Origin of the sequence: Pelotomaculum sp. PtaB.Bin117, from assembly GCF_002067195.1 — a bacterium.
Classification (GTDB): Bacteria; Bacillota; Desulfotomaculia; order Desulfotomaculales; family Pelotomaculaceae; genus Pelotomaculum_D; species Pelotomaculum_D terephthalicicum.
Window position 1 is genome coordinate 18,535 of record NZ_MVQM01000166.1, and the last position, 19,485, is coordinate 38,019.

Genomic DNA, 19,485 nt, shown 5'->3' on the forward strand with positions numbered 1-19,485 from the left:
GGCTTTACATTGAGGGGGAAAGAGTATGTTTACTCAATCGCCAAAGACGGATGCAAATAATAAGCATGATATTTCAAAGAAAAAAGATGGAAATAAAACTTCACATGACGTTATTGCAAACCACGGTTCATTGACACCGGCAAAAATTATCCAGCTCCAGCGTGCGATTGGTAATCATGCTGTTATGCAATTTTTGGAGCAAAAAATCCGGCAAAAGCATATCCTTCAACCTATCCAGCGGGTTGAATCCAATGATGATGACTTGCCGGAGGAAGAACAGCAAGAGGCGGTTCAAATGGCGAAAAGACAGCGCCAGGCTAATAATACGGGGATGCCCGATAATCTTAAAACAGGTATCGAAACACTTTCCGGTTTCGATCTCTCGGATATTCGTGTGCACCGTAATTCGGATAAACCATCGCAGGTAGGCGCCCTCGCGTACACGCAGGGGACGGATATTTACGTTGCTTCCGGACAGGAGAAGCATTTGCCGCACGAAGCATGGCACGCAGTACAGCAGAAGCAGGGGCGTGTTCAGCCGACAACGCAGGCGTTAGGATTGCCTGTCAACGATGAACCGGCGCTGGAAAAGGAAGCGGATGAAATGGGAGAGAAGGCACTTCAAGCAAAACAAGGGAGTAATCTTAGGGATTCAAACTATCAGAGCACAAATTATTTAATACAATCAAAATGGCAAGTAATAGAACTAAATACGGTAAGTAAAACTCCAATTCAAGCTGTCTGGACATTAAACAAAGAGAAAGCCGTATTTGTAGAAATGACAAAATCGGAACAGGATAAATTTGACCAGTTTCAAAATGCGATAAATAATGATGGGTTGCACCCGCGGGAAGCAGCTGAACAGATTGGTGATGCAGAATATGAAAATTTAGGCGGCAGCAGGTTTTCAATTCGGTTATCAAGGGGAGCGCGGGCATATTTTGACGTAGATGATGATAATGAAGTAGTAACCATAGTCCGCGTGGGGGATCATAAATTATCCTAGCCGTGCGGCGGCAACCATGATGATATTATAAAATTATTTTATGCCTTCTTTCTGTAATACATTTTTTTAGCAAGATAGACAATGACCCTGGTAATCAAATAAATGCCGAATATCGCTCCAAAACCCCATAGACCTGAAGTAATATCGGAAAATTCCATATTGCCTCTACCAGTTATTTTCTGCTCAATTTCTAACCCAAAAACAAATACCATTAGAACAGTTGATGTAAAAATAAGGGAAATGACGGATATTGACCATTTCGCTAGGCGTTTAAAAGTAACGTCTGCAACAAAAAAAATTATTATGCCGATGATCCCAATTACCCAGAAATGAAGTTCTTGGTCTGTTGGCTTAAATCCCAGGTATTTAGAAATGTAAACTATAGAATCATGAACATTATTTAATATACTTGCTATAACCTTCAGAACCTGCTCCATATGATATCACCCCACTTTTTTCATAGCTTTAATTCCCACATAGCCAATATTACCATATATGGGCAATATTGGCTATGTGGTTGTATGAGTTTTTTTTTGCATCCAACGCAAGGTGTATTAAAATACAGGAAATCGCCGCCTCCGGACAGCAAACAAAGAGAAGCTGTAATGCATCTGCGGTGGAGCAATTAGAAAGGGGGGCGGTAGCAAAACAAAGAAAAACGCAAAAAGCCGCCAAAAAGCAGGTTTAATAAATCCATATAAAGATTCTTGAGCTTGACAAGGGAGAATTGACAGTTTAAATTATAATTGATTTGTAATATATACCCTGGAAGGGCATTATTATTGTGCCAAAAGCAGTTGGTGTGTTGTTTTATGACGGTATGTTCTGTCAATAAAAACCCGTTTTTACCGAAATTTGACGGTGGAAAGGGGGTGAGTAATTGGATAAGTGGGAAGATAAGTGGGAGTTTTATAGAGATAGCCAGGGATTATGGCAATGGGCACGTAAAATGTTAGACGGAAGAACTGTTGCTTCATCTACTCGAGGATTTAATAATAAGGAAGACTGTATCGAAAATGCTAGAGGACGTGGGTATAGTGATTAAGGAAAAGAGCCTTCGGGCTCTTTCTTTGTGTGCCTGACAGTTTGGCATACTTATGGGGTTAAAGACCCCAAGTGCGCCGGGCCAACCGGAAGCACAAGCTGTCAGGCAGGGCGTCACCGAGAGGTGAGGTTCGGAAGGTTGTAGGCCATAACGTAAGTGGTTAATATATAGTAATAAAGGATGTTAAGTCGGGAGAGAACGCCTAATATTTATGTCGTCGGGATAACTATTAAAGTTGCCGGGCAGATCCTGGAAGGAAAAGAGATCGATGGCCGTACTTGGGCATCTGTCCGAGCTCTGACAGAAGCATTGGGCAAAACAGTGGCCTGGGATGGGGCAACCAGAACCGTAACAATTAGTTAGGCGGTTGCATAGATGCGCTGAAAAAGTAGCATACTAATCAAGGGACTTTCGCAAAACCGGCTTAGTCCTCAATGTAAACCCTGCTCAATGGTGAGCGGGGCTTTTGCTTCATTTTTGCTATAAAACAGAGTATTAAAGTGGTTGGAAACCAAAAATTCCAACCACTTTATAGTATACGGAAAATAAATTTAACCCTCTTCGCTCAAGTCTTCTTCTTTATATGTGGGTTTTATCTGTTCTTCCGGCTCGGGCAGGAGATGCCGGGGTAGAAAAGCAAATCCGGCGATAACCGTTGGAACAACTGCGCTGGCAATAACTGATGCCACCAAAAAAGAGTATTGAGCCTGCGTTACAATTCCATGGGAGTAGCCGAATAACGCTGAGATTGTTCCAAATGTTAATCCGGTGGACATCATCAGAGTGTAGTACCATCGCTCATTGCGTTCACGCCGAAACAACCCAATAAATGGATATAAGCCGAAAATCTTCGACATCACTTTGCTTGCCAGCAAAACCAGGAAGGCCAATGGTGCCGTAATCAAAGCGGATAAAGAAACAAGTGTACCCGCGCGAATGAAATAAAAAGGGGTGAGAAATCCCACGGTTAAAGTCCTTAATCTTCGCAGCCAGAAGGTGTCTTTATTGGAGAATTCGGCCAGAATCATACCAATGAGGTATGCGGGAAGCACCGCCTCACTTCCCGACCAAACAGCCAAAGCACCTAATCCAAAAAGGACGAGTATGACCCACTTCGCCCTTATAGCGGCAGTCCTGTATGCATAAACACGGGTCAACCACCGGGTGAGAAAAGGCAACAGGAACAAGACCACAGCAGTTACAATAACAAAAACAACAGTCCTATAGGTAAACGGGGAAAATATAAGGCCAAGGGCAATGACTGTTCCAAGATCATTTATAAAGCAAGCTCCTAGAATTCCTTTGCCGAATTCGGTTTCGTTGAAGCCGGTTTCCAGCATAACTGCGTAGACAACCGCCATTGAGGTCGTGGAAAGTGCCACACCGCCTAACAAACTAGCCTGCAATGTCCAACTAAGAGCATAATAAGCTATCGCGGTGCAACCCAGAAACGGTGCGAAAAAGCCGATTAGCCCAATAACCGTTACTTCTTTCAACTTTTTTTGAAGTACGTCTTTTTCAAGTTCAGCACCAGCCAGGAAAGTCAGCAAAACAGCTCCGGATGAAGCCAGAAAAGTCAACCATTCCTGATTAGAACCTAAAGCTTCTGTCTTACCGAGGGAAGCAGCTACAGCAGCTGTAATTACTCCAACGCATATTTCTACCAGTGCAATTGAAATGCGGAGGTGATAGGCGATGATAGCCGAAAAAACAGCCAATCCAAGCCAAAAGAAAGCCAGCATATAGATATGTTCCATATTTTCGTTCACCTTTCATTTTTAAAGATTTATAACATATAGGATAAGAAATCAATTATCAGCTCCTTAAATAATTTTTGACTGCAACAAACTGTAAAGTTACACCACCCCCTCTCGTATTCGCAATTAAAGTTTGATAAGAGCTATAAAAACAAAAACCCCCACCCGAAGGTAGGAGTCATCAGCTTTTTAATGCTCAGGCGAACTCCATCGCCCCCCGTAGCGGGGATAATATTACTTTGTTCAAAAAATAAAAACCTCCCATTACCGGTAGGAGCCATCAACGATCCGCATATGGCGAGCTCCATCACCATATATTATTATAACATATATAACATACCCTCTAAAAAAATATAAAAATTGATTTGATAGAAGCAACCCGGTTAAGGCTGCTTTTCTATTCCGAGGCGGGTTTAATCCTTCTTGGAGGACCTGAGAAAAATTTACTCCTGCTTCATCACCAAGGACTTTTAGATATTTAGTAATTGATACGTTGATTCCATAGTGGTTAAATCGTTTGCTTTGCGGTATTTCGCAAAGTCGATGTCCGCCCACGAAACAAACTCATTAGCTTCATGCGGAGGTTCATAGGCGGACGGTTCTGGGAATATGCGTCCGTCATCCTGTTCGCATACTCCCCAAAGGCCAATAGCATCATGAGCCATATAAATTGCTTCTGCCAGGTCTTTACCTTGTGTATTAATGTCAAGTTACAACATATCCCGAATTGGTGGGGGTAAGGATTACAGGATACACTTTTGTCATCTAGCAACATTCTCCTTTATGGTAGTAGGCTGACCCTCTAGAGGCAGCTTCCGGTCATTGGTTTATTCTACAATTTTTTGAATTTTTTCCGCTGAGATGGTTAGTTCTTGCATGGCTGCGGAAATCTCCTGAGTGGCTGCAGCCTGTTCTTCGCTTAGAGCGGCTGTATCAATAACTTTTTCAGCCATTGTCATTGCATTATTATTTATTGTAGCAAGGATATCTTTGATTTCTTTGACGCTCTGAGCGCTTTTTACCGACATCTTACGAATTTCATCGGCCACGACAGAGAAACCTTTGCCATATTCTCCGGCCCTTGCTGCCTCTATGGCAGCATTAAGACCTAGTAGATTAGAAGTGTTAGCAACTTCATTAATAAACCCTAAAATCGTGTCAGTCTTCTTGACCTGAGCAATTATTTCTTCAACCTGTATCTTTAGGATGTCTTGACTATTAGCCAGTTGCTGGGCGGACGAAGCAAGTTCTTCTATTGTAGCTGAGGTCTGTTGAGTTGAAGATACTACTAATTGGGCTATTTGGTTCGCCTCATCCTTGCCCTTCAAACCGAGACCGATGAATATAGCGCCTATTACATCACCTTTTTTATCTTTCAGAGGTATGCTCCTTGATTTGAAAGATACGCCATAGACCTCTTTATCTAACACCACCTCAGTAACTTCTCCCGTTGTAATGGCTTTATACATACCGCCTCCCTCGGGAACTGGTTTTCCGGCCAAGTCACCCAAGTCTATTTCGGAACTTGGGATATAATAAATATATTTCTCCTTGTCCGATATTCCGATCATGAAGTCCATTGGGAGCATTCCCTGGATGATCGGGGCAATTTCTACTAATTGATCCAGGACGTTATCTTCTGATAATAACATTTCTGTCACCTCAACTTTTGAATATGCTTTTTAAGCTCTCTCAATTACATATTACTACATAAAACATAATACGACAAAATTTTCATGAAAACTTGGTGATCCCCATGACCAAACTCTACCCCAACCCGTCCAGGTACAAACATCCCGAGCACCTCATGCTAGTATGCCGGAGAATACATCTACTTCATTAACAAATGATGTTATTGACCAACTTGAGCGTCTGGCAAAGTTGAAAGAGCAGGGTATTCTCACTGAGGAAAAATTTAAAGAGCAGAAACAAAAAATATTGAATAAATAATTCAGCCCGGCGCTAATCCGGGTTTTGATTGGCACTGATGCTCACACGTTGGCGTTTTTTTGTTAGTAATGGCGGGCGGAGTGATTGGGAGGATAAGGGTGTAGGGGGAATATTTAAAAGACGTTTTGTCGGTTCGTTTGTTTTGTGTTTTGCTCATTTGGGCACCGAATGCAAAGATCCAGCCATTTTATTTAATGGCCAGATCTTTAAAATAACCTTGATTTTATTGGTGCCCGAGACCGGAATCGAACCGGTACGAGCTTTGAGGCTCGCAGGATTTTAAGTCCTGTGCGTCTGCCAGTTCCGCCACTCGGGCATATAGCGCTAATTTCGCACAGTCATTTTAGCACATCCAAAATTAAGTTGTCAACTGCTCGGGCACCATGCCTGTGCTTGAGCATCAGGTCACTCTATTAAATGAGGGGTGTATCATTGATACAAGAAAGCAAAAGAAGGAGTAAATGGTTGTCTGTAGAATCATGATTAGATATAGAAAGGCTAGGGGGTGGGGTAATTTGGATAGCCTGGAGAAACTCAAAGTGCCGGTTGATAAGCTAAGGCGAGTTTGTAGCCGGGAAGAATTTGATTTTTGTAAAACAACCGCCGATGTTTCGCCGCTTGATGGATTCATCGTTCAGGAACGCGCGGTAAGGGCTATGCAATTTGGCTTGGCCATGAGTGCCTCGGGTTATAATATTTTTGTTGTCGGACCTCCGGGTACAGGTAAAAGTACATACACTCAGGCTGTTGTGTCTCAGGTGGCTGCGGGTAAAACCGCGCCGGACGATTGGTGCTATATATGCAACTTCGCTGATCAGGACCGCCCTCTGGCTGTTTCATTGCCTGCCGGAGAGGGCTATGGGTTTCAGAGAGACATGGAAGAATTGCTGTCTGATTTGCGGATTGCCATACCGAAGGCTTTTGAAGAAGGTGATTATGAGCAACAAAAAAGTTTAATTATACAATCTGTTCAGCAACAGATGGATGATTATTTTCAGGAGCTCAATCAGGAAGCCAGAGAAGCTGAATTTAATATGAAGCAAACCCAAAGAGGGTTTGTCTTCATACCGCTGAAGGATAACAAGCCTATCCCGCCCGAGGAATTCGATCACATTCCTGTCCAAGAACGCCGGGAAATAGAGGAAAAAGGGCGGAGGCTGCAAAAAAAGTTTGATGATACTATGCATAATGGCCGGGTACTGGAAAAACAGGCAAAAGAAAAAATAGAAGAATTGGAAAAGCAAATCGCTTTATCTGCCGCGGGTCCCATTGTTGACAGGCTTTTGGTAAAATACGATTCGTTTCAGCCAATTGTGCAATATCTTAAAGAGGTTTTAAGAGACATAACGAAAAACACTGTTTCCTTTAAAAACCAGGTGGCCGAGCCGGCCATGCCGTCTGTTCCGGTGCAATTTCAACAGGATGACACTGATCAGTTTACCCGTTACAAAGTTAATCTTTTTGTTGCGAACGACAAAAATGCGGGCGCTCCCGTAGTAACAGAACCCAGCACCAGTTATTATAATATTTTCGGGAAGGTTGAGTACCGCAGCCATGTCCTGTCTACACATACTGATTTTACAATGGTAAAGCCTGGCGCGATTCACCGGGCAAACGGAGGGTTCCTTATCTTACAGGCTAAAGACGTTTTAAGTAATCCGTTAATCTGGGACACGCTGAAAAAAGCAATCAAATACCGCCAGGTCATGGTGGAAAATATTGGTGAACAATATCATCTTGTTCCTAACGTTACCTTGAGACCGGAACCGATCCCGTTTAATGCCAAGGTAATCCTCATCGGTTCTCCGCACCTGTATCAACTACTGTATAATATTGATGAAGACTTCCAGAAACTTTTTAAAGTTAAGGTTGATTTTGCCACGGAAATGCCCCGGACTCCGGAAAACTTGCGCAAGTATGCTTCATTTGTCAGTACCGTTTGCCGTGAAGGCGACTTGAAGCATTTTGATTGGAGGGGTCTGGGCAAATTGACCGAGTACGGTTCTTACCTCGCGGGACATCAGGATAAGCTTTCCACCAAGTTCAATGAAGTAATCGAGATTGTTTATGAAGCGGCAGCATTAGCTCAATTTGAAGGCTCTTCCTTTGTTGGAGCAAGTCATGTGCAAAAAGCTATAAAAGAGCGAAGATACCGTTCCGGCAGGATAGAAGAAAATATTCAGGAGTTAATTATTAGTAATACAATAATGATTGATACTCAGGACTCTGTGGTAGGGCAGGTTAATGGTCTTGCCGTTAGCGAATTTGGCGGTTATGTATTTGGCAGGCCGGTTCGCATTACCGCGAGGACTTATCTGGGACGTGGCGGCATTATAAATATCGAGCGCGAGGCTCAGATGAGCGGGAGTATTCATTCTAAAGGCATCCTTATTTTGGCCGGATACTTGGGTGGAAAGTTTGCTCAGAAAAAACCGCTCGGAATAACTGCGCAAATTACTTTTGAACAACTCTATGACGGTGTGGAAGGAGACAGTGCTTCCAGTGCTGAGCTGTACGCGATTCTTTCCAGTTTGTCTGGTGTTCCTCTCAAGCAAAGCTTGGCGGTAACAGGTTCAGTTAATCAGTTCGGTGAAATTCAGCCAATTGGTGGAGCGACTGAAAAAATTGAAGGTTTCTTTGATATTTGTCAGGCAAGAGGTTTGTCAGGAGAGCAGGGTGTGGTGATACCTATCCAAAATGTTGAAAATTTAATGTTGAAGGAAGAAATAATAGATGCTGTGAATGAAGGGAAATTCCATGTTTATGCAATTAAGGATATTGAAGAAGGCATTGAATTATTAAGTGGAGTAGCAGCGGGAAAAATGATGGAAGACGGCAGCTACCCCAACGGTAGTGTTATGAGCCTGGTGGAACAAAAAATTAATGGAGATTTCATTGAATGTATAGATATGGCTTCGACAGACAAACCAAATAGGTAATAAAATTACCGGAGTTAATCACAACCTTATTATAATTAAACACTTGTTTTGCGCTAGCGGGTTTTGTGTTGGGTACCGGTATTCATATTAGTAGATTTTTGATCCAGGCCGGCAACGAAAACCAGGATCTTGGCCGCTGCATCATATAAATCTGGCGGAATCTCTCTCCCAATTCCCAGGTCGTGTAAGGTCTTAGCCAAAGATTGGTCCCGGTACACCGGTACTCCCGATTTTTTAGCAATCTCTTTTATCTTTTGTGCTTTTAGTCCTTTGCCGGCAGCAACAACAATTGGCGCACCATCCTTGCCAGGTTCATAGCGCAGCGCTGTGGCAATTTCTTTTCGCAAATCTTCCATAAAATAATAACCTCAAATCTTTTGGTTCAGCAAATAAGCTTCAAACTTGGGAAGTACCTCGTTAGTAAGTCCGCCAAGACCTGCGCGAGCCTGGCTGGTTAGAGACACTTCCTGAAACCCGATTTCTTTTAGAGCGTCTCTTATTGGAGAGAAGTTTTCCCGCAGGATTTCGCTTGACCTTTCGCTGTCGGTAAAATACCTGACGGATAAGCAATTATTCCGCCATGACAGGTTAATCCAGATCTGGCCCATGTTGTCGGTGTCGATGTAGACAAATATTTCTGTGGCGGTTTTATTCGCGGTGGTCGAATCTGACGCGTTTCTCTCGTCTAATCTGGCGAAAAACCTGGCTTCCGGATAAAGCTCGGAGCGCAGGGGCAGGGGAGTAAAAGCAGGCTGGTTGGCAGTTGGTTCTACAGTTTGCTTCGTTTCAGCTCGCGAGGAATACCTTGCATGAGGGGTGTTATCCAGCGCATCAAGCACTTTCTTGCCAAGAGCCATCGCGTCCCGGGCACTCGCGGCACCTTCTGTTTTAGGTGCGGGCGATACCTTGCTGATATTACGATTGGACAATTCAAATAGTAAGTTGGTTAATAAGCTGATATTCATGTTACTAACCCCGCTCAATTATTCAATCTATTCTATCAATCGGCCTATATGCGCTTTTTGTGAAGGGGGTAAGTTTTTGATGAAAAGGATTATAATGGCAGAAGATAATGATAAAGATAAATGATTTGGTGGTGTCTTGATGGATTTGCCGGCTATATTTACTACTGCTTTCATAGTTGGTTTTTCGGGAGCGATGGCACCCGGGCCGTTACTGACTGTGTCAATTAGAGAGAGCTTCCGTTTGGGCTTTGTCGCCGGTCCTCTTCTAATGGTGGGGCACGGGATTCTGGAATTAGCCCTGGTCTTCGCGCTTGTTGGCGGACTCTCGTTTTTCTTGACCCAACCTGTTGTAGCGCATATCATCGCTGTAGTTGGCGGAGCATCCCTGGTTTATATGGGTTATGGCATAGTTAACGATGTCTATAAAAAAAAATTAAAATTTAATATACAACAACGGGAGACAAATAGCGCAAGTGACGGAAGTATGGTAACCGGCATGATAAGTGAAAGTAAATCCGCTGAGAGCGAGCCTTCTTTGGGGAGAAGAAGGCTGCACGCTGTATTATTAGGTATGCTGGTCAGTATTTCTAATCCTTACTGGACGATTTGGTGGGCGACTGTCGGACTGGCTTATATTTCTACGTCAATGAACAGCGGTTACACTGGTCTAGCTGTTTTTTTTACAGGGCACATTTTGTCCGATTTCACTTGGTACAGCCTGGTGGCCGCGGCAGCGGCCGGTGGCAGAAAGATTTTAAGCGACGGTGTGTACAAAGGTGTTCTTACTGCCTGCGCTGTTTTTATGATCGGTCTGGGGAGCTACTTTCTTTATAATGGTCTTTTTGTATGAATGTTTTAGCCTGTGGTAAAAATAAACCATCATAAAAAGGAGGAAGAATGTTATCGTGTCGGTTGTATATTGCGGAATATGCCCTCACCCGCCTATTGCCGTGCCGGAGGTCGGCCGGGAGGAAGCGGAAAAGGTTGCTGCGACCCAACGGGCAATTATTGAACTGGGCAGGCGGATTAAGCGAAGCGGCGCTGAGACAGTCGTAATAATATCGCCGCATGCTCCGGTTTTTCGGGATGTGATTGCAATTAACCGGGTAGCGGCGTTAAAAGGTGATCTGGCAAGTTTCGGAGCCGGGGGACTGCAGTTCAACCTGAATAACGACCAGCTGCTGGCGGGCAGTATCAACAGACAAGCTGCCGCTATCGGTGTTGATGTTGTAGATCTGCATGAGGATATGGAAAAAAGATATGATCTCAACCTGCGCCTTGACCATGGTGTTACCGTGCCCCTCTATTTTCTCCAAAAGGGAGGCGTGGAGCTGCCCTTTGTCCATGTGGCCATGGCCTTTGCGCCGTTAGAAAAGCTTTATCTTTTCGGAATCGCGGTTCGCCGGGCCGCGGAGTCTTTGGGTCGAAAAGTGGCCTTGGTGGCAAGTGGGGACCTCTCTCACGGATTGACTAAGGACGCTCCCGGCGGCTACCTGCCGCGGGGTAAAGAATTTGACGAACAGTTGGTCCGGTTGCTATCCGTTCCGGATATTGAAGGCGTCTTGAAGATGGAGCAAACCCTGGTGCAACTGGCCGGTGAATGCGGCTATCGTTCCATTGTGATGATGCTGGGGGCGCTGGACGGTTACGATGTCAAATCTGAGATTTTATCTTACGAAGGGCCTTTCGGAGTCGGCTATATGGTGGCTTCCTTGGAACCGCGCGGAGAAAATAAATCGCAGTCCGTTCTGGCCAGGCTAGAGGATGAGCAAAAAAAAAGAATAGCGCGGCGCCGGGCCGCTGAAAGCTTTCTGGTGAAGGTCGCCAGGGAAACACTGGAAAGACATGTTAAAGGCGAACCTCCTGTGGATGTATCGTGTATGCCGGAGGAATACAAGAAGAGAGCCGGCGTGTTTGTATCAATTAAAAAACGTGGGAGCCTGCGCGGTTGCATCGGTACTATTGAACCAACCAGACCAAGCATAGCCGAAGAAGTGGTTGCCAATGCCATCAGCGCCGGGACAAACGATCCGCGTTTCCAGCCGGTTAGGCAAGAGGAATTGGCAGACCTGGAGTATTCTGTTGATGTCCTTCAGCCCACCGAACTGGTCAGCGGCTTCAATGAACTTAATCCGGAAAAGTATGGGGTAATTGTTCGGAGCGGACGGCGGAGCGGTTTACTGTTGCCTAATCTTGAAGGGGTTGACACTGTCGAAGAGCAGGTTTCCATAGCACGGCAAAAAGCCGGAATCGGGCCGAATGAGCCGGTTCAGTTGGAGAGGTTTGAAGTGATCAGATATAAATAATTGAAGGAGTTTTTACCGGTGCGCGAGGCCTTATTCTATGAAAAAAAAGAGCAGAATCTCACAGCTTGCCGCCTCTGTCCGAAGCTTTGCACCATCCGGGAAGATAAGGCCGGTTTCTGCCGGGTGAGAGAGAATAGAAAAGGTAAGCTTTATGCCGCCAATTACGGCAAGGTAACTTCTTATGGACTGGATCCGATTGAGAAAAAGCCCTTGTACCACTTTTACCCCGGTTCTTTGATAATGTCATTTGGTACTGTGGGCTGCAACCTGCGTTGCGGTTTTTGCCAGAATTGGAGCATTGCCCACGGAGACCCGGACACGGCCGAACTCACACCGGAACAAGCGGTCGAAATGGCCCGGCGGCAAAAAGAGAAGGGCTACCCGAATGCCGGCATCGCCTACACCTATTCTGAACCTTTTATGTGGTACGAGTTTGTGCTGGATACAGCCCGGCTAGCCGGCGAGGCGGGGTTAAAAAATGTTTTGGTTACCAACGGTTATATTAACGAGACTCCGCTGCGTGAAATTCTTCCGTATATTGACGCTATGAATATTGACATTAAAGGTTTTACCGGGGATTATTACCGGAATTATTGCGTAGGCAGGCTGGAACCGGTTTTGCGAACGGTCGAGATAGCCTGTGCGCAAAAATGTCATGTTGAGTTGACCAACCTCCTGGTGACCGGCCTTAACGACTCTTCTGAAGAAATCGAAAGGCTGGTTGACTGGATTGCTGCCCTGGACCGGGAAATACCGCTCCATTTTTCTCGTTATTTCCCGAATTTTGAAATGGATTTGCCTGCAACGCCGCTGAAAACATTAAAAAGAGCCGGGGATATAGCCCGCAAGAAGCTTTCCTACGTTTATATAGGGAACGCCCGGGAGTTGGATGAACAGGATACCTGCTGTCCGGAATGCGGAAACAAGTTAATCAGCAGGACCGGTTATACTGTCGGCGCGACCGGTCTGGATAATAAGAGATGCCGGTATTGCGGCAGGAGAATTAATATTGTCGGTGATATTATTGTATAATAATTACCATGTACCATATATTAAGCGATAACAGGATATATTATCAGTTAATTAGCGATAAAATAGAAATTTTCGCACTAAAACTCTTGAAATAAATTAAACCGGGAATTATAATTGTTTGTAATATTTTGTTCATAGTTAGTGAGTAGAGGTAAGGGGAATCCAGGAGATGATAGAGAGGGTAAATTTATACGTTGATAAGGATGATTGGAAACTCTTAGACGAAATATCCCAGATGCTGGATAAGAAACGCAGTGAAGTAGTACGTGACATTATTTCTTTATTTCTGGCAAATTTAAAAGCATCATTCGGAGATGAACCAAAATTAACCAGGGAAAATCTGTCTGGGTTTTATGAAGCAATGCTGGCAGTTGGGAAAAAGGACAATGTTAAAGAAAATGCATCTAAAGAAATAAAACTTACTGAGCAGAGCCAAACAACTAAAAATAGAAAAAAGAAGAAGAAAAATAAACGCAAGTAATAAGCATGATAACTGATCACAGGTTGCCGCCTGTCACAGCGGTAATAGAGTTGTTAATAGCCAATAAGACCCGTTCAGCTGAAGGGTCTTTTGTTATGTCCGCCGGCTGGGTCTTTTACAGTACTGCTAATTTAGGCTGCGGTCTTTTAGTAAAATGTAAAGACCTTTTTTGAAATTTTTATCATCATCTGACGTTCTTTTAGCCGGCCCTTTAGTTCTGCCGCCGCTTCTCCGGTGCTTTGCTTTCAGTTCCCTTTCTTCCAGCAGAAAGTCAATAGTGGTCGAATCGAAAATACGTCCTGAAGGGGATAATGCAGCGGCTCCCTTACCCAAAACCATTGCAGCCAGACCCCAGTCTTGAGTGACTACAATATCTCCCTTGAGGGCCAGCTTCATTATTTGCATGTCAACCTCTTGAGGAGCGTTTCCAACCACGATATGGTTTTGCGAATCGATCCGGTGGTTGAAGTTCGCTACGGTAATCATAGGCAGCGAAAATTGAGCTGCGGCTTGCCGGCATATTCCCAATACCTTTCTGGGAGCGGCATCGGCATCAATTATTATTCTCATGCTCAAAAACCATCCCTATGTGAATGTATAAGTATCTTTAAAAGTCGTTTTTGCCTTATTTATATAAATTATGTAAAAAAGCAGATTCTCAACATTTTGCATGTTGATTTGCTTTCTTGAATTTGGGAGAAGTTATAAATTATAATTATATATAATGAAATTGGTTCTTGGGAGGAGATTAAACTTGCCCGCTAATCTCACACCGCTATATTATAAAGCAGAAGAAAATTTTAAAAAAGCCGTTACTGTATCGGAAAAAATTGCCGCTTTAGAAGAAATGCTCGCAGTGATACCAAAGCATAAAGGTACTGAAAAAATGCAGGCAGATTTAAAAAAGCGTTTGTCCAAGCTTAAGGAAGAAGGACAAAGAAAGGCTAAAACAGGGCGTAAAGATCCTTTCTGGGTAGAAAAGCAAGGTGCCGGACAAGTTGTGTTGTTGGGGTTCCCAAACACCGGCAAATCTTCTTTACTTGCCGCCGTAACCAGAGCCCGGCCCAAAGTAGCCGAATACCCCTTCAGCACGACTTTACCTATGACAGGAATGATGGCTTATCAGGACATATTGATTCAATTGGTTGATACCCCGCCAATCACGGGAGAATTGGTCCCCGACGGCTTGCCCGGCACTCTTCGTAACGCCGATGCCTTGCTGATTTTGGTCGACGCAGGTTCAGATGACTGTCTTGAGCAACTCCTGACTTGTTATGGTTATCTAAAAGAAAAGAAGATTATTGCCGACGATGTATCGTCCGGAATGCGCGCTATCCCACTTGACCGTTGCCTGGTGCTGGCGACCAAAGCGGAGGTGGAAGGCAGCGCTGAACATATTCAGATTATGAATGAACTTGGACCGGCTGATCTGGAAATAATCCCTGTTTCAGCAGAGACAGGGATTGGCTTGGAATTAATGCGGGTTAAGGTTTTTGAACTGCTGAAGGTCATCCGCGTCTATACAAAAATGCCTGGTAAAGCTCCGGATATGAAAACTCCCTTTATCTTGAAAAAAGGGAGTAACATATTGGACTTGGCTGAAAGTATCCACCGTGATTTGCCGCAGTTGATGAAAAACGTCAGAGTTTGGGGCTCAGCCCGTTACGAAGGCCAGTCCGTCAACCGGGATTATCATTTGCACGACAAGGATATCGTTGAGATAAACCGGTAATTGTATGCGTTTTTAGAAGGTGCAGCGATGTCTAAGTATTGCTTGCTGAATTACTGCTGTTTCATCCCCTGCCAAATGTCTCTCGCCCGCTCTACTATGCCCGGTAACATTTCCCTGGCGGGATGCCTTAAAATAATGTCCAACCACTTTGCGCCTTCTTTTTTGTTGCCTAGTTTTAAATTAAGCACCCCGAGAAGGTAAATGATGTTCATTTCCAGCTTTGGATCGCGAATATTTTCTTTAGAATAAGCCTCTTTAAAACGGTCTACGGCAAAATGAAGGTACTTTAATTCTGAACTTGCCTCGTTTTTGAACCTGTACAACCAGGCTATTTTTAAGAAAGCATTTCCTCGCTTGGAGTTTTTCATTTTAAGATTTTTTATCGAGAGGGCAAAAAGATGATATGCTTGAATTGATTGTTCAATAGTGCGCGTTCCGCTGTAATCAAAGTTATCATATTTCCATAATGGTTCTATCTGTTTAAGGATCTCTTCTTTTTGCTGGTCATTGATTTTTATTGAGTAAGTATCTTCGTTAAAAGCATAGCCACACTGGGGACAAACTATTATTTCATAATAAATTGGATTTATATTTTCGTAGTGGCTGCATAAGTCATCATCGACTTTTTTAATGCGCATAGAACTGGACCGGACGTGTGATGTGGTGATTTTATTTTCGCATATTGGGCAGACATATTCTTTTTGGTACAACATCTTTTTAATATCTTCTTCAGGTATTGATAATTCTGAAATATTATAATGATTATAATGGCTCTCAATGGTATCAAAGCTTATGCTGGACATCTTGTTGAATGCTTCGGACGATTCCATATTTTTCATATTTATCTGCCGGAGCTTGGCACTTATTTTAATAATTACTTTGATGGCCACTTCCTGGTTTTTTCTCAAAAAATCAAAAAAATCATTTCTGTCCAGTTTGAAAAGCACTGTGTCTTCAGCGGCCCTTGCATAAGCGGAACGCTCAAAACCATCAAGCAGCGACATTTCGTCAATTATCTCCGTAGATGTCAATGTCTCATGAATTACTTCATTACCGTTAGAACCGCGATTATATATGTCAACTTTCCCTGATAAAACAATGTACATACATACTCCCTCATCGCCTTTCTCGAAGATAGTTGCATTTTTTTTGAAACTGACGACTTTTAATCTTTTTACAAGTTCGAATAGATATCTCTCTTCCGTGTCATTAAGGAAAGGTATTTTTTTCATGACCTTAATAGTTTTTTCAGTGTCCAAAATATCACCCGCCAAAAATTTTTTTGTTTTTATATTATAACATAAATATACTACTAATGAGAATAATTACCTTATATGTTTTGTGTTTGTTTAAAAGGAAGAATAACCAATCATTTATTTACAAAATAATTTTTGAATTCTTGGCAGATATCTCTCATATAATAATATAACTGTATTAAACTAATGCGGCGTATGCCCGGATGATTATGCAGGCAGTGTAAGGCCCGTATGGTGTAGACAAGTATAAGCGCGGCAAATGCTGGATAGTCTAAAAAACAAGGCTGGAATAAAAATGTATATCTTAAATAATGTTTCCGGTACCATTTTTTTCTTATTGTTTTTGGGTATTTTCATGAAATCATGGGAGGATTTTTTATTTATTAGCAGAACTTACTTCTGGTGTAGTTTTTATGCTAGTATTTTTACCAGGTGAAGGGGATGGCTATGGAGGTAATTAGTTATGCGATCCAAGCAGTTTTAACAGTGTTTACTTTTTATTGCTTTGTTATTTCGCTTTTCGGCTTTTATCGCAGGCATGAGGACTGTTTATTACCGCCCAGTTCCCGACTTGCCATAGTAGTGGCAGCCCACAACGAGGAGAGGGTTATCGGTGAATTAATAAGGAACCTGCATGAATTAAATTACCCAAAAGATTTATATGACATATATGTTGTGGCGGACAACTGTATTGACGATACGGCAAAAATAGCGGCTGAAAGAGGCGCTCTGATTATTGAAAGGTTTAACAATGTGGAGAAGGGGAAAGGTTATGCGCTTGAATACGCTTTTAACAAAATATTTAATTCCGGCATAGAATATGACGCAGTTGTTGTGTTTGATGCGGACAACCTGGTTTCCAAAGATTTTTTAATGATAATGAACACACACCTGTTAAAGGGCGAAAAGATTATTCAGGGCTATCTGGATACTAAAAATGCTCAGGATACCTGGATTACAAAAGCTATCTATATATGTTACATTATTACCAACCGTTTCTTGCAATTAGCAAAGTACAATATAGGTTTGACGTGTGCCCTCGGGGGTACGGGCATGTGTCTTTCTGTTGATGTGCTGAAAAAATACGGCTGGGGTATGACTTCCCTGACGGAAGACCTGGAATTCCAGACAAAAGCGCTGATGAACAATCTAAAGGTCACCTGGGCGCACGACGCCAGGGTTTATGATGAGAAGCCGCTTACCTTGATGCAGTCATGGCGCCAGCGCAAACGCTGGATGCAGGGTCACTGCAACGTAGCCGGGCGTTATATGTTTAAGCTATTGTGGGAAGGTATTAATAATAAAAATTTCGCGATGATTGACGGGGCACTGTACTTAGTTCAGCCTTTTTTTTGGATGTTTACCGGACTCGGCATGGTCACCAATATCTTTATCGGACCTGAGATGTTGCTGGAAAACCCCACGTGGGCGGTAGTAGGTTTTTTTGCCCAGTTCTTTTACTTTAGCCTGGGGTTGGCGATGGAAAGAGTGAAACCAAAGGTTTACTGGTGGCTGTTTTTTTACCCGATTTTTGCCATTACCTGGATTCCTGTCGCGTACATCGGGTTTGCCATGCGCAAAAATAAGGAATGGAACCATACCTTGCATATCCGGGATATCAAACATGAAAATTTGCAAAATCTTTATCTTCCCACCAAGGCCGAAGGCAGGAGGACCAGTTAGAATTATAATATTTTCAATAGAACAAGATATTAGTTTTAGAAAAAATATCGACTTTGCAGTAGAAAGGGCAAATAATGGGTTGGGTACTGAACTCAACCCATTTGTCTTTTCCTGAGTTATATAAAGTTGCCCCGAGCGTAGGATTATTATTGTATTATTATACATATTTATGTATAATTATTAATATTGGCTTTAGCGTACCACAAGAGGTTTATGTTAAATATCTTTTTTCCTGAGGTGATATGACATGACAGTGAAAGTAGGGATCGTCGGAGCAACGGGCTATACAGGGGTCGAGTTGGTAAGAATTTTGTCCCGCCACCCGGAAGTTGAACTGGTGGCTTTAGGGACTCAGAGTTATGCCGGTCAACCATTCTGGGTGGTTTATCCGCACCTGTATAAATATAACCAGTTAACTTGTGTAGATGCTGCTCAAACGGATATGCTGTACTCCGCGGACGTGGTTTTTGTTGCCCTGCCTCACGGGCACGCCATGCCGATTGCCGTTGAGGCGGCTTGCCGTGGGAAAAAACTAATTGACTTGGGGGCTGATTTCCGGCTGGCAGATTACAAGGTATATGAAAAGTGGTATAAAGTTGAGCATACGGCCAGAGAATTGCTGGCAGATGCTGTTTATGGTTTGCCTGAAATAAACCGGAAGAAAATCAGAGAGGCAAAAATAGTGGCTAACCCCGGCTGTTATCCGACCAGCGTTATTCTGGCTCTTGCTCCTCTTTTACGGAATAAACTGGTCGACTCAGGCAGTATCATTATCGACTCAAAATCAGGTGTTTCCGGAGCGGGGCGGGGATTGTCCCTGGGTATTCATTTCAGTGAGGTTAATGAGAATTTTAAAGCTTATAACGTGGCGGTACACCGTCATACTCCGGAGATTGAGCAGGAACTGGGCAAACTGGCCGGGGAAGATGTAACAGTATCTTTTACTCCTCACCTGTTGCCCATTACCAGAGGTATTCTCAGCACTATTTACGCCAAGTTGTCCAACCTGCCGGGTGAAGGCGAAATAATAGAGCTTTACCGGGAGTTCTACAAGGATGAGTTCTTTGTGCGGGTCTTGCCGGAGGGGATGCTGCCCCAGACCAAATGGGTGGCTGGAACAAACCATTGTGATATTGGTATTGCTGTTGACCCCCGCACAGGCAGGATTGTGATCATTTCAGCCATTGACAATATATTTAAAGGGGCTGCCGGTCAAGCGGTGCAAAATATGAATATTATCTGTGGATTGCCGGAAGATACCGCTTTAGTAGGGGCGGGGCTTTTCCCTTAATAATCAGTTATGTTTTTACGAAGATTCTTAGATGAGCTGATA

The 19,485-nt window shown here is 43.4% G+C and carries 18 protein-coding genes, 1 tRNA gene and 2 riboswitches; of the genes, 11 read left to right on the plus strand and 8 right to left on the minus strand.

Features of this window, described 5'->3' with window-relative positions; all coding sequences use genetic code 11:
* The first annotated feature begins 25 nt into the window (after positions 1–25).
* A complete protein-coding gene (locus A4E54_RS12860; RefSeq protein ID WP_240084805.1) occupies positions 26–1,006 on the plus strand; it encodes an eCIS core domain-containing protein in 981 nt (326 codons plus the stop codon).
* A gap of 38 nt (positions 1,007–1,044) precedes the next feature.
* On the opposite strand, the gene A4E54_RS12865 is transcribed toward A4E54_RS12860, so the two are convergent.
* Positions 1,045–1,443 carry a hypothetical protein gene (locus A4E54_RS12865; RefSeq protein ID WP_240084806.1) on the minus strand — a complete coding sequence of 133 codons (399 nt, stop codon included), beginning with the start codon at positions 1,441–1,443 and terminating at the stop codon, positions 1,045–1,047.
* Positions 1,444–1,886: 443 nt separating this feature from the next.
* On the opposite strand from A4E54_RS12865, the gene A4E54_RS12870 reads away from it, so the two are divergent.
* The gene (locus tag A4E54_RS12870) at positions 1,887–2,051 is read left to right on the plus strand and encodes a YegP family protein (RefSeq protein ID WP_240084807.1); all 165 of its coding nucleotides are present in this window, start codon (positions 1,887–1,889) and stop codon (positions 2,049–2,051) included.
* Between the two features lie 180 nt (positions 2,052–2,231).
* Positions 2,232–2,414: a stalk domain-containing protein gene (locus tag A4E54_RS15810; protein ID WP_240084808.1), complete on the plus strand. Its 183-nt coding sequence runs from the start codon at positions 2,232–2,234 to the stop codon at positions 2,412–2,414.
* A gap of 188 nt (positions 2,415–2,602) precedes the next feature.
* Here the strand turns inward: A4E54_RS15810 and A4E54_RS12875 are convergent, their stop codons facing one another.
* The 3 genes from A4E54_RS12875 to A4E54_RS12885 all read right to left on the minus strand — a co-directional run bounded on the left by A4E54_RS12875 (position 2,603) and on the right by A4E54_RS12885 (position 6,074).
* Complete coding sequence (locus A4E54_RS12875; protein ID WP_286726341.1) at positions 2,603–3,808, minus strand: cation:proton antiporter; 1,206 nt, start codon at positions 3,806–3,808, stop codon at positions 2,603–2,605.
* A gap of 165 nt (positions 3,809–3,973) precedes the next feature.
* Positions 3,974–4,032: riboswitch (Fluoride riboswitch) on the minus strand.
* Positions 4,033–4,072: 40 nt separating this feature from the next.
* Positions 4,073–4,129, minus strand: a riboswitch (Fluoride riboswitch).
* 506 nt (positions 4,130–4,635) lie between these two features.
* Positions 4,636–5,460, minus strand: coding sequence for a methyl-accepting chemotaxis protein (locus A4E54_RS12880; protein ID WP_282442340.1), 825 nt, complete (start codon positions 5,458–5,460; stop codon positions 4,636–4,638).
* Positions 5,461–5,985: 525 nt separating this feature from the next.
* A tRNA-Leu gene (locus A4E54_RS12885) sits at positions 5,986–6,074 on the minus strand.
* A 199-nt stretch (positions 6,075–6,273) separates the two neighbouring features.
* On the opposite strand from A4E54_RS12885, the gene A4E54_RS12890 reads away from it, so the two are divergent.
* Complete coding sequence (locus A4E54_RS12890) at positions 6,274–8,697, plus strand: Lon protease family protein (protein WP_240083845.1); 2,424 nt, start codon at positions 6,274–6,276, stop codon at positions 8,695–8,697.
* Positions 8,698–8,750: 53 nt separating this feature from the next.
* On the opposite strand, the gene A4E54_RS12895 is transcribed toward A4E54_RS12890, so the two are convergent.
* Both A4E54_RS12895 and fliK read right to left on the minus strand, forming a co-directional pair.
* On the minus strand, positions 8,751–9,053 hold the full coding sequence (locus A4E54_RS12895; protein WP_240083846.1) for an EscU/YscU/HrcU family type III secretion system export apparatus switch protein: 303 nt from the start codon (positions 9,051–9,053) through the stop codon (positions 8,751–8,753).
* Between the two features lie 12 nt (positions 9,054–9,065).
* Positions 9,066–9,662: a flagellar hook-length control protein FliK gene (gene fliK / locus A4E54_RS12900; protein ID WP_240083847.1), complete on the minus strand. Its 597-nt coding sequence runs from the start codon at positions 9,660–9,662 to the stop codon at positions 9,066–9,068.
* A 139-nt stretch (positions 9,663–9,801) separates the two neighbouring features.
* Here fliK and A4E54_RS12905 point away from each other — a divergent pair, with 139 nt between their 5' ends.
* The 4 genes from A4E54_RS12905 to A4E54_RS12920 all read left to right on the plus strand — a co-directional run bounded on the left by A4E54_RS12905 (position 9,802) and on the right by A4E54_RS12920 (position 13,481).
* Positions 9,802–10,512 carry a LysE family transporter gene (locus A4E54_RS12905; protein ID WP_286726342.1) on the plus strand — a complete coding sequence of 237 codons (711 nt, stop codon included), beginning with the start codon at positions 9,802–9,804 and terminating at the stop codon, positions 10,510–10,512.
* 55 nt (positions 10,513–10,567) lie between these two features.
* Positions 10,568–11,968, plus strand: coding sequence for an AmmeMemoRadiSam system protein A (amrA, locus tag A4E54_RS12910; RefSeq protein WP_240083849.1), 1,401 nt, complete (start codon positions 10,568–10,570; stop codon positions 11,966–11,968).
* 18 nt (positions 11,969–11,986) lie between these two features.
* Positions 11,987–13,000, plus strand: a complete 1,014-nt coding sequence (gene amrS, locus A4E54_RS12915) for an AmmeMemoRadiSam system radical SAM enzyme (protein WP_240083850.1) — start codon at positions 11,987–11,989, stop codon at positions 12,998–13,000.
* A gap of 169 nt (positions 13,001–13,169) precedes the next feature.
* Positions 13,170–13,481, plus strand: a complete 312-nt coding sequence (locus tag A4E54_RS12920; RefSeq protein ID WP_286726343.1) for a ribbon-helix-helix domain-containing protein — start codon at positions 13,170–13,172, stop codon at positions 13,479–13,481.
* A 126-nt stretch (positions 13,482–13,607) separates the two neighbouring features.
* Here A4E54_RS12920 and A4E54_RS12925 read toward each other — a convergent pair whose 3' ends face one another.
* On the minus strand, positions 13,608–14,051 hold the full coding sequence (locus tag A4E54_RS12925; RefSeq protein WP_286726344.1) for a YaiI/YqxD family protein: 444 nt from the start codon (positions 14,049–14,051) through the stop codon (positions 13,608–13,610).
* 184 nt (positions 14,052–14,235) lie between these two features.
* Between A4E54_RS12925 and A4E54_RS12930 the strand changes: the two genes are divergently transcribed.
* Positions 14,236–15,213 (plus strand): GTPase, encoded by a 978-nt coding sequence (locus A4E54_RS12930; protein ID WP_286726345.1) that lies wholly within the window; start codon positions 14,236–14,238, stop codon positions 15,211–15,213.
* Between the two features lie 50 nt (positions 15,214–15,263).
* On the opposite strand, the gene A4E54_RS12935 is transcribed toward A4E54_RS12930, so the two are convergent.
* Entirely contained in the window at positions 15,264–16,472 is a 1,209-nt protein-coding gene (locus A4E54_RS12935) for a DUF2225 domain-containing protein (protein ID WP_286726346.1), read from the minus strand.
* 444 nt (positions 16,473–16,916) lie between these two features.
* On the opposite strand from A4E54_RS12935, the gene A4E54_RS12940 reads away from it, so the two are divergent.
* Both A4E54_RS12940 and argC read left to right on the plus strand, forming a co-directional pair.
* On the plus strand, positions 16,917–18,152 hold the full coding sequence (locus A4E54_RS12940; RefSeq protein WP_240083855.1) for a glycosyltransferase family 2 protein: 1,236 nt from the start codon (positions 16,917–16,919) through the stop codon (positions 18,150–18,152).
* Positions 18,153–18,399: 247 nt separating this feature from the next.
* A complete protein-coding gene (argC, locus tag A4E54_RS12945) occupies positions 18,400–19,443 on the plus strand; it encodes an N-acetyl-gamma-glutamyl-phosphate reductase (RefSeq protein ID WP_286726347.1) in 1,044 nt (347 codons plus the stop codon).
* Positions 19,444–19,485 lie beyond the last annotated feature (42 nt).